The organism is Bifidobacterium sp. UTBIF-78, assembly GCF_006408945.1.
Lineage (GTDB): Bacteria > Actinomycetota > Actinomycetes > Actinomycetales > Bifidobacteriaceae > Bifidobacterium > Bifidobacterium myosotis.
On record NZ_JFAO01000062.1, the window covers coordinates 1 to 15,781 of the forward strand.

Sequence of the window (15,781 nt, forward strand, 5' to 3'; positions counted from 1 at the left end):
AGCAAGCTTCGAAGCAAGAGCCTCGGCAGCCTCGTACTTCTTCTGGGCATCCGTGAGCTGGAAGTAGGACTGGTACTCGTCCTTCAGGCTGTCGTAGATGTAGTCCACGTAGGACTTCCACTGCGCCTCGGACTTCGCGTAACGGGCCCACAGAGCATAGTCGGCCTGACGGTTCGCGAAAGAGGGAACCCAGCCGCTGGCCTCGGTAGCGCCGTTCAGCGGGTAGGCGGAAAGCGCGGCCGGGATGGCCTGCTCGGAAGCGACGACCCAGTGGGCGACGAGCTTGTCGAGCACACCGTCGGAAAGCAGGGCGCCGGTCGGCTCGTTGGCGTGGGAGTCACTGACCCAGTACCACTTGCCGTCGTTCAGGTTCGCGTAACACTGGCCGTCGGCGCTGTACCACTTGTTGGAGTCCAGCACGTAGCCGGAGCGGGTCGGGGTCTCGACGACCTCGTTCCACTTCTGGGAGTCGGTCTTCGTGACGTAGATGTATTTCTCGCCGTTGGCGAACTCGCCGCCGTTCGCGTCCAGCAGGATGGCGTAGGCGCCGGTCCACTTCGCGTACACGGAAGTGTTGGCCTTCACGGTCTCGATGGCGGAGTCATCGGCCACGGACAGCCACTGCTTGACGGTGCGGGACGTGTAGGTGCCGTGGTCCTTGTCGGCGGCGGTCTGGAAGTAGTCCTCCACGCCGGTCGGGGCCTTGATGCCGGAGCCCCTGGTCACGAACTCGACCGCGGCGCCGGTCTTGGCGGCCACCTTACCGTTGACGGAAGCGGCAGGAACGTTCCATGCGGCGTCGTTGTAGCCGTAGTAGTAGTTGACCTGGGCGATGTTGTCCTCGTCCCAGCCGGCGTACACGGTCAGCGTGCGGGCGCCGGTGGAACCGCCCAGATTCTCGACGGGCTTGGAGAAGTCGACCTTGGTCTTGAGATCCTTGTCGGTGTACCAACCGGTGAACTCCGCGTTCCACTGGGCCGGGTCGTTCGGTTCGGCGATCGTGGAGCCCTCGGCCACGTACAGCTGCGCGCCGGCCTTCGAGGAATCCAAGTCATCCGTCGTGAACTTCGTTGCAAGGTTGTAGTGGCCATAGTCGTAGGTCACGGTCCAGTTGCCGTCGCCGAAGTCGCTGTAGCCGGCCAGCGCGAGGTCAGCCGCGTTGAAGGTGTGGTTGGCGTCGTTGTCGACGTCCTTGGTGAAGTCGTAGGCGGTCTTGTTGCCGTCGGCGCTCCACTGCTCGACGCCGGAGAAGTTCGGGACGCGGTAGGCCGGGAACGGGCTGTCCGCGAACGTGTACAGCTTAGAAGTGGCAACAGGGTCGTTGTCAGCCAACTTGAACGTGACCACGGACACGTTGGCCTCGTCCTGGGCAGAGGAGTAGGTCTCGAACACCGGGTACAGCGTGATGTCGGAGTTCACGGCCTGGTTCGTGTACAGGTCGGACTTCGAGAAGTCCTTGTACGTGGTCGTCTTCCATCCGGCAAACACCTTGCCCGCCGATGTGGCGGCGCTCACTGCAAGAGTCTCAGCACCGCTGCCACGATAGGCGGCGGCGTCCAAGGACTTGCCGTCCTGTACCTCGGCCTGGGCATCGGCCGTGCCGTCACCGTCAATGTCGAAGTTGACGGTGTGCGCCTCGGCGTACTGGGCGTACAACTTGGTGTCGCCCTTGACGGCGATCTTGCCGTCCGCGACCTTGTCGTTGCCCGCCAGATCATACGAGTACCCGGTCAGGATCTTGCCGTCGGTCTTGTCGGCCGCGTACGGATCGCTGACCTTGCTCAGATCGAACGTATCACCGTACTCGTAGTTGGAAGACGTCGTGGCCGCCTCGGCCTTGTAGGGCGTGTCCTTGCGGAACACCCTCACCTGGAAATTCGTGTTCGACGGCAGCGCGTACGGATCCGTGCTGGGATTCGCGTTCGCCGTGCCGGCGGCCACGCCCATGGTCGCGAGCATCGCGACCGAGGCGAGGCCGGCGAGCGGCGCGCGCCAAACCTTGTTGTTTCCTGTCATAGTCAGGAACCTTTCTTCTAGGGCTATAGGTTCAGCCTGCGCTTGTACTTGAAATGTGCCGGAATATCTGTTTTTGCGAGATGCGTAAGCGTTCTGTCAGCATGATGGACACGATTAGACACGACCGCGATTGATCTGCTGATGCATCTAGACCCGTCTTTTGTAATGGTCCGTTCTTCGCCTTCGATTCGTGTCCTGACCATAACCAGACACGACCTAGACACGATACCGGCAATCCGTCCTGCGACTGGTTCGCGGGTTTGGCGATTTTCGTCTCACCGCGATTTCGCGCGTTTGCCGCTTTCCAGCACCATGGATCGCTCCATATCCACCGCGTCTGCAACTTGTTCCAGACGTTCCGGGAATAGGAATCCGTATACATCCAACGTCAGACTGGCCGATGCGTGTCCCATCTGTCGTTGGAGAATCTTCACATCCGCCCCGGCCTTAATGGCAATCGCCGCATATGAGTGCCTGAGGCTGTGCGGAGTCAGTCCCTGCACATCTTCCAGCTTTGCCAGTTCCACGGCCTTGTGCCACACCTTCCTCCGCCAGTTGTGATCATTGATATGACCTCCGCGTACCGCACGAAACACGTATGCAGTTTCCGGTTGCCCTTTGATTTGTTCCTGCAGTGGTTTGATGAGAAACTTCGGAATGGCTACTGTGCGTGGTTTGCCTGACTTCGGTGGTCCCAGACGTTGGGCTTTGGCGCTGTTCTTCCATGTACGGCGGATGCGCGCCTTACGGTGGTTCAGGTCCAGATCACCCACCTGCAATGCGAATGACTCGTTGATTCGTGTTCCCACATAGCTTTGGAACCGTATAATAAGGCCGTCTACAGGTCTCCCGATTTGTTCCGCCGCGTCGGCCAGTGCCTCGATTTCGTGGATATCCAAGAAAATCAAGTCATGGTATTCGGATTTTGGTATCTCCACGTCCCGTGCGGGATTAGTCATTAGATACCGCGCTTTTACCGCATAGTCTAGTACGCCGGCGAACACCACCTTGACAATACTTTTTATCGATCTGGGGGAGAGTGGTTTCGGCTTACGCTCCTCGGCCAAACTTACGGGATAATTCCCTGTGCTCAAGTCGCTCACCCACCGGGCCACGTCGTCGAGGGTAATTGACCCAATAGGGGTGTTGGACCATCGCGGGTTCACATACACGCGTAGTTCGCACTCGTAACGCGCCCGTACGCCTTCGCTCACATGGTTCTTCGATCGTAACCACATGTCAGCGATGTCTCTGAATGGTTTGCGCGCATTGTTTGGATCGGCATAGCGTCCGCGGCGTACATCGTCCTCCATGCCAGCTTGGAACGCCTCGGCGTCGGCGAGCTTGTGGAAGGATTTAGAGTGCTGGCAGCGCTTTTCGTCTTCAATGGTGTACCAGCGGCAGCGCCATCGCATGCCTTTCCCGTATCGGGAGGATCTCCACCGTTCGGGGACTTGCGCAGTCATCGGGTCGCTCACAGCGGCCAAGGAGCGTTTCGCGGTAGACGACGGCGGAAGGCCGTCGTCATTCTTTAGCCAGAGATCGTCAATCCATACCCTTGCCATTCATCCACAGTAGTTCTATTGGGTGGTCAAAGGACCCTATGCCACAAGGGAACCGGATATCGCGTTGCGGTTCTAGGGTATGTTTATTTATGGTGATTGTCAGAATATGGCAAGTGGGATAGCATAAGGAAAGTTGTAGAGCAGGATGCATGAGCCAAAGGATAAAAGCAGTGACAAAACGTTGACGGTGGTTATTCCGTGTTATGACGAGCAGGAATCATTACCTACGCTGTTTGAACGTATGGACGCCTTGGTCCAGAATTCTGAGAAGCTATCTCCAAAGATTGAATATACCCTGCTGTTTATTGATGATGGGTCCAACGATAATACCAGAAAATTAATTCGGGAATATGCATCACAGCATACCTATGTGGACTTTATATTCCTATCTCGCAATTTCGGCAAGGAAAAGGCTATGTATGCGGGAATAGAACATGTGCATACGGATGGGATGGTGATTATCGATGCCGATTTGCAGGACCCTCCAGAGCTGATTCCTCAAATGGCTGAACTGTGGATACAGGGATACGACGACGTGTATGCTCGCCGAAGGTCACGGGACGGGGAAAGCTGGCTGAAGAAGGCAACAAGTCGTTGGTACTATGAATTGCTTCAGCGAGTTTCCGGAGTGGCTATTCAAAAAGACACAGGTGATTTTCGCTTGTTTGACCGCAAATGTATTGATGCTTTGAGGCGACTAGATGAATCAGAGCGTAACTCCAAGGCTCTGTTCAGTTGGATTGGTTTTAAAAAGATAGAATTTCTTTATGATAGAGATAAGCGTATTGCGGGTAAAACAAAGTGGAATTATATTAAACTGTTTCACCTTGCAATGGATGGTATTACGAGTTTTACTATCCTGCCTTTGAAGATTGCAACATGGGTGGGATGCTTAGTGTCGATAAGTGCTGTAATTTATGCGTTGGTTGTTCTTATCAGGACACTGGTGCAAGGCATTGATGTTCCGGGTTATGCGTCGACTTTGATTGTTGTGTTGGTGCTGGGTGGAGTACAACTGTTAAGCTTGGGTATTATCGGTGAATATCTCGGTAGGATTTTCATGCAGACAAAACATCGGCCAAACTATTTAATTCAAGAAGAGCATCTGCATAGGTAATTAAGGTATATGCATTTTTCGATTAACAAGAATGACGTGCAAAGAATTTGACAAGATGGGTATCGATAAGCGAATCGCGCTAATCTGGATTGGACAAACGGTTGAGATTCTTCTGTTTGTTGCTGCTGGCATATTATATTTTCATACGGCTTTTTCGCTGGGATTGGGAAGAGAAGATGGCGGCCCTGATGAAATGATGAGGGCCCTCATCCCACGTTGCATTCTTAATGGGCATCTATTCCCATCTGGATATGACTCATGTGCGATTTATGGGTTGGGAAATTGGTCGTATGCATTCTATCCGCAGATGTTGGCGGGCTACATTAGTGCTTTCTTTATGTTCATCGCCAAAAGCGTTGGGCTGTCCGCGAGTTTGATTTTTGTCAGTGGACGATTCGCCAGTATAGTCTTTGGGCTTATTGCGCTATTGGCGTTGGATCGTAGTGTGGCGATTGTCTTTTCTAATCGGAGCAATGCAGTCATCTTCAGATGCTTGGCTGTGGGTTTGCTTGGCTTTTGGCCGCAATTTGCGTTTCTCTCGTCATATATGAATAACGACATCGCCGCCTTGTCCGGTGTCAGTGTGCTGGTGTATGCGCTGATTTCCGGATTGAAGCAACGATGGACGACATGGAACTGTGTTGTCTTAGCTCTTGGCATTACGATGTGTGGGCTGGGATACTGGAATTCCTATGGTTTCATTCTGATGGCCATAGTCATCTTCCTGATAACGGTGTATCTACAGAATATTGGGGACAGGAAACGCGGATTGAAACTGACCGCCACCGCTGCGGGACTCGCAGCGGTTCTGGTGCTTCCGTGGTTCGCGGCAAACGTGATTCGTTACCATGACCTGATTGGGATGGCTACATTCAGGGCTCGCTACTATCAATGGTTGCAGGACGGCGGGCAGCAGCTGCAAAATCCATATAGCCAAGGCATAGTCACACTGCTGCTTCATTCCGATTTTGTACGTGATACCATGCAATCCTTTGTCGCGTATTTTGGTTCGTTGTATTTTGCCGCACCTTATGCGCTTACGGTGTCGTATTACCTGCTCGGTGGGATAGTTTCCGGATTGATGCTTGCGCATGTCACGCAGCGCTGGAGGGACGTCCGATTCAGGATGATGGTAATAGGCTGTGTCTCCGCTTCGCTGATTACATTAGGTCTGTTTATATTTTATGCGTTACATACGGATTATCAGCCGCAAGGACGTTATATTATTTACCTATTGATTCCATTTATTATCATGGCTGTAGTTGGAATTGGTGATTCCTTTAAGGTGGATAATTCGATATCGCTGCTGCTTACAGGGTTTTTCCTTGTATGCTACATTGGATGCTGTCTGTATATATTTGCATACGCTGCGCAACTTTGTAATTGGCATGGTGTACAGTGGCAAGGTAATTTATAAACGACTTATTACAAAAATGGCGCCGGTATTATCCGGCGCCATTCGATTAATGTGACTTATAGTTATTTGATGACGTTCCAGGCGGTGCCTTCGTCGCGCCATCCGGCGGCCACGTCGCCCTTGGCCTCGTCGGCGTTGGTGGTGTAGAAGTGCTCGCCCGTGTTCGGGTTGTACAGACGGTACAGGGGCACCTTCGCGTCCTTGGACACATGGAAGGCGACGCCCTCGTCATGCCAGCCGGCCTTGACCGCGTCGTCGAACTCCTGCTTGTTCAGCGTGTAGAAGTGCGAGCCATCATTCGGGTTGTACGCGCGGTACACGGGATCGCCCTTCGACGTGGTCACGAACGCGGTGCCTTCGTCCCTCCAGCCCGCGGCCACCAGGTCGTCGCGCTCCTTGGCGCTGGCCGTGTAGTGGTGGGAGCCGGCCCGCTTCTCATTCGGATTGAACAAACGATACACCGTCACGTACTTGACCAGCTGCTCGTGCGCGTTGTGCAGCTCGTTGTACAGGTCGTTGAGGTTCTCCTGCTTGGCGAGCAGGGCGACGGCGGCCGCCTTGTCCGTGTTGTTCAACGCGTCCTTCTGCACACCGCTGAGCTTCTTGGCGAACCCGGCCAGAGCGGTCTTGTAGGCGTCCAGGGACTCCTTCGTGTAGTCGTCCGGGTTCGACAGTTCGCCGCGGCCCGCCTGCAAGGTGGTGTCCACGATCGGGTCGCCCCACTCCTCGTACAGCTTCTGCGCGGTCTGCTCGGCGGGCGTGCCCTCGCCCACCGTCACCGGAGTCCAACCCTGCAGCTTGCCCTGTCCGTCGGTCAGGGCGATCTTGTGCTCGCCGTCGGCCACGGTCTTGGGGATGTACACGTCCACGTAGTACTGCTTGGCCGGGTCGGTGGCCTTGTCGTCCTTCTGGACCTCCACGTATGGGGCGCCCGACGGATCGGTCAGTGCGGTCGGGGTGGAGTAGATGTAGCCGTACCACACGCACGGGTTCGGCTTGCCTGCGTCGAGCTGCGCCTTGCACTCCGCGGACAGGTTCTTCACGTACAGGCGGTACACGGAATCCTGCTTCGCGTTGCCATCCTGAGAGGTCATATCGTTCTTCGAGGAGCCCAGCACCGATTCCTCACTCGGTGCCTTCGGCTCTGCCGTCGTCGTGAAATCGGGGACGGCCACAGCGTTCCTACCGACACTGGTCCAACCGTCTGAACCATCAACGGTATTGCTGGTCCCATCGGTGTAGTCCACTTTGACGCTCGCTGCCAGCTGGTGGATGTCAACGTCCACCGTCTGGCCGATCTTGTCCTGATTAGCGCCCGCCCACTGGAGCATGACGTCGTCGATACTGATGTTGGGGGTCGTGTTGCGGTTGCCATAGAAGTGGTTCGGCTCCAAGCCGATTAGCGTCATGTCGAACGTGCCGCTGGTTGGACGCTTCTCCGTATCCCAAGCGTCCTGAATGAAGCGGTTCCAGTAGTGGCCGGTCTGGGTGAGGGACAGTCCGTCGTTGTAGGTGGCTGTGTAGGTTTGTTCGCCGAAGATCCTCTGATAATCGGAAGGCGTGACATCAGGATCCTTAATGCCCTCGCACGGGGAATCCCAGCCAAAGCCGCCGCTGGCCCACATGAGTTTGGCGCCTTGGGGGCCATCATACTTGAATCGGCTGATGTCATACACGTCCACGACGGGGCAGATCGACTTGATCTGATCCTTGTACGCCGGGTCGACCGTGTACGTGAGCTTCAGACCGGCGGAATGCGCGCCGACGTCCTCCACGGTCGCGCCCGTGATCTTCACCGCGTTCCACTTGGCCTCGTCATCATTCGCGGCTGCGCGGGGAGTGGTCTGCAGCGTCTGGGGCGTGGCCTCCTGCGGCGTGGTCGAGGCTCCCTCGTCGGCATGGGCCACGGCCCCACCGGCGAACAACATGCTTGCCGCGGCCAGCAACGCCGCGACCTTGCTCAATCTTCTCATCACAAGAACTCCCTTCGTTCCCGATCATGGACGGCATTCGGTAACCATCCAACAATCAATACGCTACCCCCCCGATGACGCCTGGTGCCTGAATTGCTGCCTGCAAATATGAATTTTAAGTTTCATGCGTATGAGCAATCTCTGACTCAAGCTTCAAAGTTAAAATATGCGTCTACAACTGGAAGTGCCGATATGCCGATGATGTCTGCGGACGTCATCGGCATTCGTGTTTAAGCGGCTGCGCGACGGCCTGCATTGCAGGTTGTCATAAGAAGCCGCTCGGAACCTTCCACAAGGAACGGGAGAAACATGAAGAACACGATGAAGTCCAAGCTGTTCATGGGAACAGCCGCGAGCGTCGCCGCACTGGCCATGCTCGCCACCGGTGGCATGACCGCGAACGCGGCCGAAACCTATCCGTCCGACGCCACCCAGCCTGATTTGGTCAAGCTGCTGGCCGACTACGACAACTACTACCTGCCGTCCAACTCGTTCGACAAGAACGACCCCAGCACGTTCGGCAAGGGCGTGGTGAAGAACGCCGAAGTGCTTCGCAACAACGACGCGATGACCCAGAACATCAACAACACCGCGGCCAAGGCCGACGCTCAGGGCGACGGCACCACCACGCCGACCGCCCAGCAGCAGCGCGCTCTCATCGATTCCGACTACAAGATGGCCGAAACCCTGCCCGATTCCCTGGGCCCGGTGCTCAGCCAGTACTTCTCCGAAGGCCTTGCGAACGGCTCCCTGCCGCTGACCTACCAGCTGCTGATCAGCGACCACACCGATCCGAAGACCGGTTACAGCGTCTCCCTCATGGCCGACTACCTCGACACCAGCAGCGCGAAGGTGACGTTCAACCACCCGCGTCCGTTCGTGGATCGCACGAACGCCGGCTACGTGGCCGCCGGCCTTGACAAGTCCGTCAACATCGTGCGCGTGCCGGTGTGGACCAGCGCGGACGGTGCCAAGCACGACGCCGGCTACGATGGCTTCCTGACCTCCGGCTCCTTCCCGTCGGGCCACACCACCTACGCCTACTCCGGCGGCATTGCGCTGGCCACGCTCGTGCCCCAGCTCGGCCCTGAGATCGTGACCCGCGCCTCCGAGGCCGGCAACAACCGCATCGTGCTCGGCGTGCACTACCCGCTCGACATCATGGGTGGCCGCATCGACGGCGAGGCCAGCAACACGGCCCGTTGGTCCGATACCCAGTTCCGCTCCTCGAAACTGATTCCGGCGTACAACGAGCTGCAGAGCTACCTGGCTTCCAAGTGCGTGGCCGACAAGCACGCCACCGAGCACGCCAACAACTACGACACCGTCCAAGAGTGCGTGAACAACCTCGGCGCCAACGCCGCTGACGGCTACACGAACGATTTCGTCGACGCCGTCTCCAAGAAGGCCGTCACCGACCGTGCGTCCGCCATCGACGTGTACACCAACCGCCTGACCTACAACTTCTCCCAGACGGGCAAGGCCGGCCAGGACCCGGTCGTGCCCGAAGGCGCCGAGAACCTGCTGTACACTACCTTCCCGACCCTGACCGCCGACCAGCGTCGTCAGGTGCTCGCTGCCTCCGAGATCGACTCCGGCTACCCGCTGGACGCCTCCTCTGAGGGCTACCAGCGTCTGAACCTTGCCAAGGCCTACAGCGCCAAGGTGACCGTGGCCGCCAACGGCAAGATCACCAACATCGAGTTCGGCCAGCCCGAGGCCTCGGTCGTCGCCGACGCGAACGCCAAGACCGTGCCGGTCTACCGTGCGTACAACCCGAACTCCGGCCTGCACCACTACACCACCAGCACCGACGAAATCGCCTCTCTGGTGCGTCAGGGCTGGAACTACGAAGGCATCGCCTTCCAGTCCGCCAAGGCCGACGCCAAGAACCCGGACATCAAGCCGGTCTACCGTGAATACAACCCGAACAACGGCACCCACAACTGGACCGTGAACGAGAAGGAACACAACGACCTAATCAAGGCCGGTTGGAAGGACGAGTCCGCCAAGGATCCGGCTTGGTACACCGACACCAAGGGCACCGTGGACGTCTACCGTCTGTACAACCCGAACTCCGGCGAGCATGTGTACACCACCGACAAGGACGAGTACAACAACGTCGGCGCCGCCGGCTGGCGTCAGGAGAAGGTAGCTTGGCAGGGTTCCTCTGCTGAGTGATTGCTTACCATCCTATAATCTGATGTGAATGGGGCTGCTCGATAAGAGCGGCCCCATTCCTTTGTTAAATGGGGGAGCTAACGCGGATACCAGCGAGGAATCTTGTCTCCGGCACCGTACTTGCATACGTAGATTTTGCCGTGGGCAGTTCCGAGTTGGCCAACCTCGATTTTCTTGCAGTGCGCCCCCGGCGTTACTTGCCTTCCGGGCAACGTGGGTGTTGGATTCGGATTGGGATTAGGCTTAGGAGCTGGCGTAGGAGTAGGGTCGACCGGTGCCGGAGTCGCACCGCCAATCGCGTACCAGGCAACGCCTTCGTCACGCCAACCGTGGGCAATCAGATTGCTGGCTTCGCCGCTGTCCAGTGTATAATTGTGCGCGCCAGATTTCGCGTTCGGATTATATTGACGATACACGGTGAAACCGCGGTTGGTGTCCGATGAATACCATCCGATACCCTCATCCGTCCAACCGGCTTGAAGTAACTGGTCGCGCTCTTCGGCGGATGTAGTGTAGTGGTGATCCGAGGCGTTTGGATTGTACAGACGATACACTGGCGTATCCGATTGTGCCGGAGCGACCCAGCCTACGCCCTCATACTTCCATCCCGATCCGCGCAGCTGGTCCCGTTCCGTGGTCTTACCCGTATAGAAGTGTTCGCCACTGTTCGGATTGTACATACGATACATGTCGACGGTACCACCTGAATCCTCGGCGAACGAAGTGGGTGCCAACCCGAATGTAAGAGAAACGGCGCCTATAACCGCAACGAGCGCAGCAAGCAACCTATGGGCCGTGCCCCTCATGCGTCTATCTGTGCATGCGTGATGTGTAGACATAACGGTTCCTTTCTTCTATAACCTCATCGGTATAGTTTTTTCAGCATACTTCAGTTGGAGTAACCTTTTGCGGGTTTTCTTCGAAGTGATGCTCATTATCATGCTGGCACGCAGGTCAACTTCTCGTTCTTCTGCCAACAAGATGAGCTGGAGGACTTTCCGTCTTGCCTGAGGAATTCCCTGTAGACAGAAAACGTTTAAATGGTGCATTTTCATGATGATGCATGAACGGTAAAATCTGAGTTGGAAATAGGTGGCAAAGCACCATAGGGCAGAGGCCGCCGTGAGGAAATCCCGAGAAGGGGGAATCATGATAATCCGTTCTATTGGCAAGGCCGCGGTTTCGATTGCAGCCGTGGCCGCACTGACCATCGCCGGCCCGGTCTCCACTGCTTTCGCAGACGAAAACCCTGTTTCTGATTCAACGATTTCGGCATTCACGAGTATGAAATCAGTCAGCTCCGATTCGCAGATTCGCAACAGCATGCTCGGGTATTACGAGTACATCGGGGCGGAGGATGCAGTCGCATGGTTCGATCAGGTGCGTGCCGATCCATCACGTGCACAGTATTTGCGCTTAGGCGATGCCAATTCGGCGACATCGATTGACAATGCCATTAAGGCTGCCCTGGCTCTTAAGCGCGGGAATGTACTGCGCGCTACGGATAACAATTTCCGTGGTCTTGCTCCATTGCGTGTGAGCTATCTCATCACGGCGATGGCGGAGACTGCTTCTGATGAGATGTATTCCAAGAACAGTATGGAACATCAGAATTACGATCCGTTCGACTATGGCAGCTATACTTCGGCTGGACAGAATATCGCATTTGGTTATCTGGATCCTTACGCCGGTTGGTATGTCAAGGAAAAGGCGGCTTATGACTTCCACATTCGTGACGAAAATATTGTCGGGCACTACCTCAACATCACTAACTCAGCGTACAATGTCACCGGCTATGGCATTTCCGGTTCCTACGCCGCTCAGAATTTCGCCGGTTCCTCGAGTGACAAAGGCGTGACTGTGGATGCGTATATTGCTTCCCTCGTCAACTATAAGCTACTCGTCGCGAACTCTAATGATGGTTCCTCCAAGCCGGAGCAAGGCGGTACGGAGACCCCGGTCTATCGCATATATAACCCGAACAACGGTCTTCACCACTACACCACTTCCAAGTCCGAGTCCGACGGTCTAGTGGCCGCGGGCTGGCGGTATGAGAACGTGTCTTTCACTGTGTCTTCCAAGGGATACCCGGTGTACCGCGTCTATAACCCGAATAACGGTACCCACCACTATACGATGAGCCAGACTGAAGCCCGTAGTTTGACCAGCAGCGGATGGCGCGACGAGGGCATTGCGTGGCATATATCCGACAACGGTGATGTTCCTGTGTACCGCCTTTACAATCCAAACAGCGGCGAACATGTATTCACGACTAACTTTGATGAGTACGAGAACGTCGGCGCCGCTGGCTGGACGCAAGAAAGTGTGGCTTGGATTGCGCTGAAGTAGTGTTTATACCGATTCTGACGGTATTTGTCACACTATAAAAATTAGTGAAAGATGTGACTGCGGTCGTAAAAACATGAGGATTGTCGCTGCTGCTTAACTCAAAACTTTTGACAAGAGGCGACCTATTCGTGGCTTTCATGAGCGTCTCTATTGCAAAAGGCAAAGGGCGTGTTAACTCCATCAGAAACAGTTGGAATTAGCACGCTCTTTGCCTTATGGCTCAAAGTAAGAGGTCTTCCCATATATGGAAAGCGATAAGGGATGAGTGTCGCATGCTTTATTCGCTGATGTGTTGTGACACATACGTTTTCAGAGATTCCGCCCAGTTGGCGGGTGTGTATCCGGTGGCCTCGATTTTGGTCAGGTCGAGTGCGGAATGCACGGGGCGCGGGCTTACAGGGTTCTTCGCGTTGGCGAAGTATTCGGCGGTCGTGATCGGCTTGACCTTGTCGCCGTTGTGGTTGGTTTGTTCGAACACGGCGGTGGCGATGTCGGCCCAGGATTTGACCTTGCCGCTTCCGGTGAGATTGTAGGTGCCGTAGGGGGCGTGCGAGTCGAGCAGGTGGAAGATCGCCTCCGTCATATCCTTGGTGAAGGTGAGGCGCCCGTACTGGTCGTCCACCACGGTCACCTCGTTGAGCTTGTCGGACGGGTCGGCCACGCGGTTGGAGAGCGTCATCATGGTCTTGACGAAGTTGTGGCCCTCGCCGATCACCCAGCTGGAACGCAGGATGTAGTGTTCGGGCGCGTTGGCCACGGCGATGTCGCCGGCGGCCTTGGTCTGGCCGTATACGCCGAGCGGCGCGAACGGCTCGGTCTCCGTGTGCTGCTCGACGGTGCCGTCGAACACGTAGTCCGAGCTCACATGCACGAGCGTGATGTGATGGTCCTTGGCCACACGGGCCAGCAATGCCGGACCCTGCGCGTTGGCCTTCCACGCGACCGGACGGCCCTCCGGGGTCTCGGCCTTGTCCACGGCCGTGAACGCGCCGGCGTTGATGATCGTCCCGTACAGGCTCCAATCGAACCGCTCGTACGCGGCCGGGTCGGAGAAGTCGAACGTGTCGATGTCCGTGTATTCGAAGCCATGCAGGTCGTGCGCCTCGGCGTAGGCGCGGATCGCGTGGCCCAGCTGCCCGTTGCAACCCGTCACCAACGTGCGCTTGGGGGCCATCGGCTTCGCGTCCTTGAGCATCGGGTGATGCAGGTCCGCCTCGCTGCGCTCGCTCTCCTCCAGCGGGATAGGCCACTGGATGTTCAGCTCCGGGTCGGCGAGGTTGACGAACGTGTACGTCTTCTTCTGCTCCAGACTCCAGTGCGCGTTCACCAGATACGTGTACACGGTGCCGTCCTCGAGCGCCTGGAAGCTGTTGCCCACGCCACGCGGCACGTAGATCGCCCTGCTCGGATCCAGACGGGTCGTATACACCTGACCGAAGCTCTCGCCCGGGCGCAGGTCCACCCACGCGCCGAAGATCTCACCGGCCGCAATGCTGATGTACTTGTCCCACGGCTCCGCGTGGATGCCGCGCGTCACGCCCTTGGTGGCGTTGAAGCTGATGTTGTTCTGCACCGGGCCGAAATCCGGCAAACCAAGCGCGGTCATCTTCGCACGCTGCCAGTTCTCCTTGAACCAGCCACGATTGTCGCCGTGTACCGGCAGATCGAACACCAGCAGGCCCGGAATGTTCGTCTCCGTGACCTTGAGCTGCTTCTCGAATTCAAATGACATGATCCACTCCTCACATACACGTTTTCGGCTTTGCTTTTTACGGGGGGCGCCGCCTTGGCTGGTCCGTTCGCAGGGGTGCCGGCACCACGCCGCGCTCCCGTACTTCCCTCAGTCGGCTTCGCCACCAGCTCCCCTCAGAGAGAGGGGAGCCATTATCGTCTAAATCCGACGAGTCACTGTCCCTGCTGCTTGTACTTGGCTTCGGTGGCGGCCTTGGCCGGCTCCCACCACGCGCGGTTGTCCGTATACCACTTAATGGTCTGCTCCAAGCCCTTCTGGAAGTCCGTGTGCGTCGGCTCCCAGCCCAGCTCGGTGCGCAGCTTGGTCGCGTCGATCGCGTAGCGGCGGTCGTGGCCCGGACGGTCCTTCACCCAGTCGAAATCATCCGGCGACTTGCCCATCACGGTCAGGATGTCGCGCAGGACCGTCAGGTTGTTGCGCTCGCCGTTCGCGCCGATGAGATAGGTCTCGCCGATGCGGCCCTTGGTCAGAATCGTCCACACGCCGGTGGAGTGGTCGTCCGTGTGGATCCAGTCGCGCACGTTCGAGCCGTTGCCGTACAGCTTCGGCCTCAGGCCGTCGAGGATGTTCGTGATCTGACGCGGGATGAACTTCTCCACATGCTGATACGGACCATAGTTGTTCGAGCAGTTCGAAATCGTGGCACGGATGCCGAACGTGCGATGCCACGCACGCACCAGCAGGTCCGACGACGCCTTCGTCGACGAATACGGGCTGGACGGGTGGTACGGGGTCTCCTCGGTGAACTTCGCCGGATCATCCAACGCGAGGTCGCCATACACCTCGTCCGTGCTCACATGATGGTAGCGCACATCGTACTTGCGCGCCGCCTCCAGCAGACGGAACGTGCCCTCCACATTAGTTTTGAGGAACGGCTCCGGGTTGGCGATCGAATTGTCGTTATGCGACTCCGCCGCGTAATGCACGATCGCGTCATGCCCCGGCACCAGCCTGTCCAGCAGCTCCGCATCGCAGATGTTGCCGTGCACGAACTCCACCCGATCGCCCAGAATCGACTTGATGTTCTCCAGATTGCCCGCGTAGGTGAGCGCGTCCAGCACCGTGACATGCACGTCCGGATGATTGTTGTACACGTAATGCACGAAATTCGAACCGATGAAGCCGCAGCCGCCGGTCACGATGATGTTATGAGGAGTGAAAACTTCTTCAGAATTGAGCGTAGTGGAATCACGGTGTTCCGGAGACTGGGGCATGAAGTTCCTCGAATCACAAGTTGATGCGGATATTTACAGTATGGCTCCCATTGTAAGCGTGGCGTAGGTCCAAGCCAGTCGCATTCAGGCTGGTCATGCCGGGCTTCAAGTAGGATAGGCAAAGCGAACATTGCGTGTGCGTGATTTCAGAATTGCTGCATATGTTTGAAAGGTGCGTAACAAATGGCAGATGTTG

At 56.8% G+C, this 15,781-nt stretch carries 10 protein-coding genes; 4 read left to right on the top strand and 6 right to left on the bottom strand.

Annotation, left to right across the window (positions count from 1 at the left end; translation table 11 throughout):
- Positions 1-2,016, bottom strand: a 2,016-nt coding sequence (locus BG22_RS10180; RefSeq protein WP_140495291.1) for an InlB B-repeat-containing protein, incomplete at its 3' end; no start/stop codon positions are given.
- Positions 2,017-2,291: 275 nt separating this feature from the next.
- Positions 2,292-3,581: a site-specific integrase gene (locus BG22_RS11300; protein ID WP_140495293.1), complete on the bottom strand. Its 1,290-nt coding sequence runs from the start codon at positions 3,579-3,581 to the stop codon at positions 2,292-2,294.
- 145 nt (positions 3,582-3,726) lie between these two features.
- On the opposite strand from BG22_RS11300, the gene BG22_RS10190 reads away from it, so the two are divergent.
- Both BG22_RS10190 and BG22_RS10195 read left to right on the top strand, forming a co-directional pair.
- Positions 3,727-4,698: a glycosyltransferase family 2 protein gene (locus BG22_RS10190; RefSeq protein ID WP_140495295.1), complete on the top strand. Its 972-nt coding sequence runs from the start codon at positions 3,727-3,729 to the stop codon at positions 4,696-4,698.
- 55 nt (positions 4,699-4,753) lie between these two features.
- Positions 4,754-6,115 carry a hypothetical protein gene (locus BG22_RS10195; protein WP_140495297.1) on the top strand — a complete coding sequence of 454 codons (1,362 nt, stop codon included), beginning with the start codon at positions 4,754-4,756 and terminating at the stop codon, positions 6,113-6,115.
- Between the two features lie 62 nt (positions 6,116-6,177).
- Here BG22_RS10195 and BG22_RS11305 read toward each other — a convergent pair whose 3' ends face one another.
- On the bottom strand, positions 6,178-8,088 hold the full coding sequence (locus tag BG22_RS11305; RefSeq protein WP_140495299.1) for a hypothetical protein: 1,911 nt from the start codon (positions 8,086-8,088) through the stop codon (positions 6,178-6,180).
- A gap of 309 nt (positions 8,089-8,397) precedes the next feature.
- Here BG22_RS11305 and BG22_RS10205 point away from each other — a divergent pair, with 309 nt between their 5' ends.
- Positions 8,398-10,269, top strand: coding sequence for a phosphatase PAP2 family protein (locus BG22_RS10205; RefSeq protein WP_140495301.1), 1,872 nt, complete (start codon positions 8,398-8,400; stop codon positions 10,267-10,269).
- A 77-nt stretch (positions 10,270-10,346) separates the two neighbouring features.
- On the opposite strand, the gene BG22_RS10905 is transcribed toward BG22_RS10205, so the two are convergent.
- Positions 10,347-11,108, bottom strand: a complete 762-nt coding sequence (locus BG22_RS10905) for a hypothetical protein (protein WP_181163489.1) — start codon at positions 11,106-11,108, stop codon at positions 10,347-10,349.
- Positions 11,109-11,418: 310 nt separating this feature from the next.
- Between BG22_RS10905 and BG22_RS10215 the strand changes: the two genes are divergently transcribed.
- On the top strand, positions 11,419-12,618 hold the full coding sequence (locus BG22_RS10215; RefSeq protein WP_140495303.1) for a CAP domain-containing protein: 1,200 nt from the start codon (positions 11,419-11,421) through the stop codon (positions 12,616-12,618).
- Between the two features lie 277 nt (positions 12,619-12,895).
- Here BG22_RS10215 and BG22_RS10220 read toward each other — a convergent pair whose 3' ends face one another.
- Positions 12,896-14,350: a bifunctional dTDP-4-dehydrorhamnose 3,5-epimerase family protein/NAD(P)-dependent oxidoreductase gene (locus tag BG22_RS10220; RefSeq protein WP_140495305.1), complete on the bottom strand. Its 1,455-nt coding sequence runs from the start codon at positions 14,348-14,350 to the stop codon at positions 12,896-12,898.
- Positions 14,351-14,523: 173 nt separating this feature from the next.
- Positions 14,524-15,585, bottom strand: coding sequence for a dTDP-glucose 4,6-dehydratase (rfbB, locus tag BG22_RS10225; protein ID WP_140495307.1), 1,062 nt, complete (start codon positions 15,583-15,585; stop codon positions 14,524-14,526).
- Between the last annotated feature and the right edge of the window lie 196 nt (positions 15,586-15,781).

Bases quoted from the DNA above. Each gene is read 5' to 3' on its own strand.
- BG22_RS10195 (WP_140495297.1), top strand. From the start codon at position 4,754: ATGGGTATCGATAAGCGAATCGCGCTAATCTGGATTGGACAAACGGTT.
- BG22_RS10215 (WP_140495303.1), top strand. From the start codon at position 11,419: ATGATAATCCGTTCTATTGGCAAGGCCGCGGTTTCGATTGCAGCCGTG.
- BG22_RS10220 (WP_140495305.1), bottom strand. From the start codon at position 14,350: ATGTCATTTGAATTCGAGAAGCAGCTCAAGGTCACGGAGACGAACATT.
- BG22_RS11305 (WP_140495299.1), bottom strand. From the start codon at position 8,088: ATGAGAAGATTGAGCAAGGTCGCGGCGTTGCTGGCCGCGGCAAGCATG.
- BG22_RS10205 (WP_140495301.1), top strand. From the start codon at position 8,398: ATGAAGAACACGATGAAGTCCAAGCTGTTCATGGGAACAGCCGCGAGC.
- BG22_RS10905 (WP_181163489.1), bottom strand. From the start codon at position 11,108: ATGTCTACACATCACGCATGCACAGATAGACGCATGAGGGGCACGGCC.
- rfbB (WP_140495307.1), bottom strand. From the start codon at position 15,585: ATGCCCCAGTCTCCGGAACACCGTGATTCCACTACGCTCAATTCTGAA.
- BG22_RS11300 (WP_140495293.1), bottom strand. From the start codon at position 3,581: ATGGCAAGGGTATGGATTGACGATCTCTGGCTAAAGAATGACGACGGC.
- BG22_RS10190 (WP_140495295.1), top strand. From the start codon at position 3,727: ATGCATGAGCCAAAGGATAAAAGCAGTGACAAAACGTTGACGGTGGTT.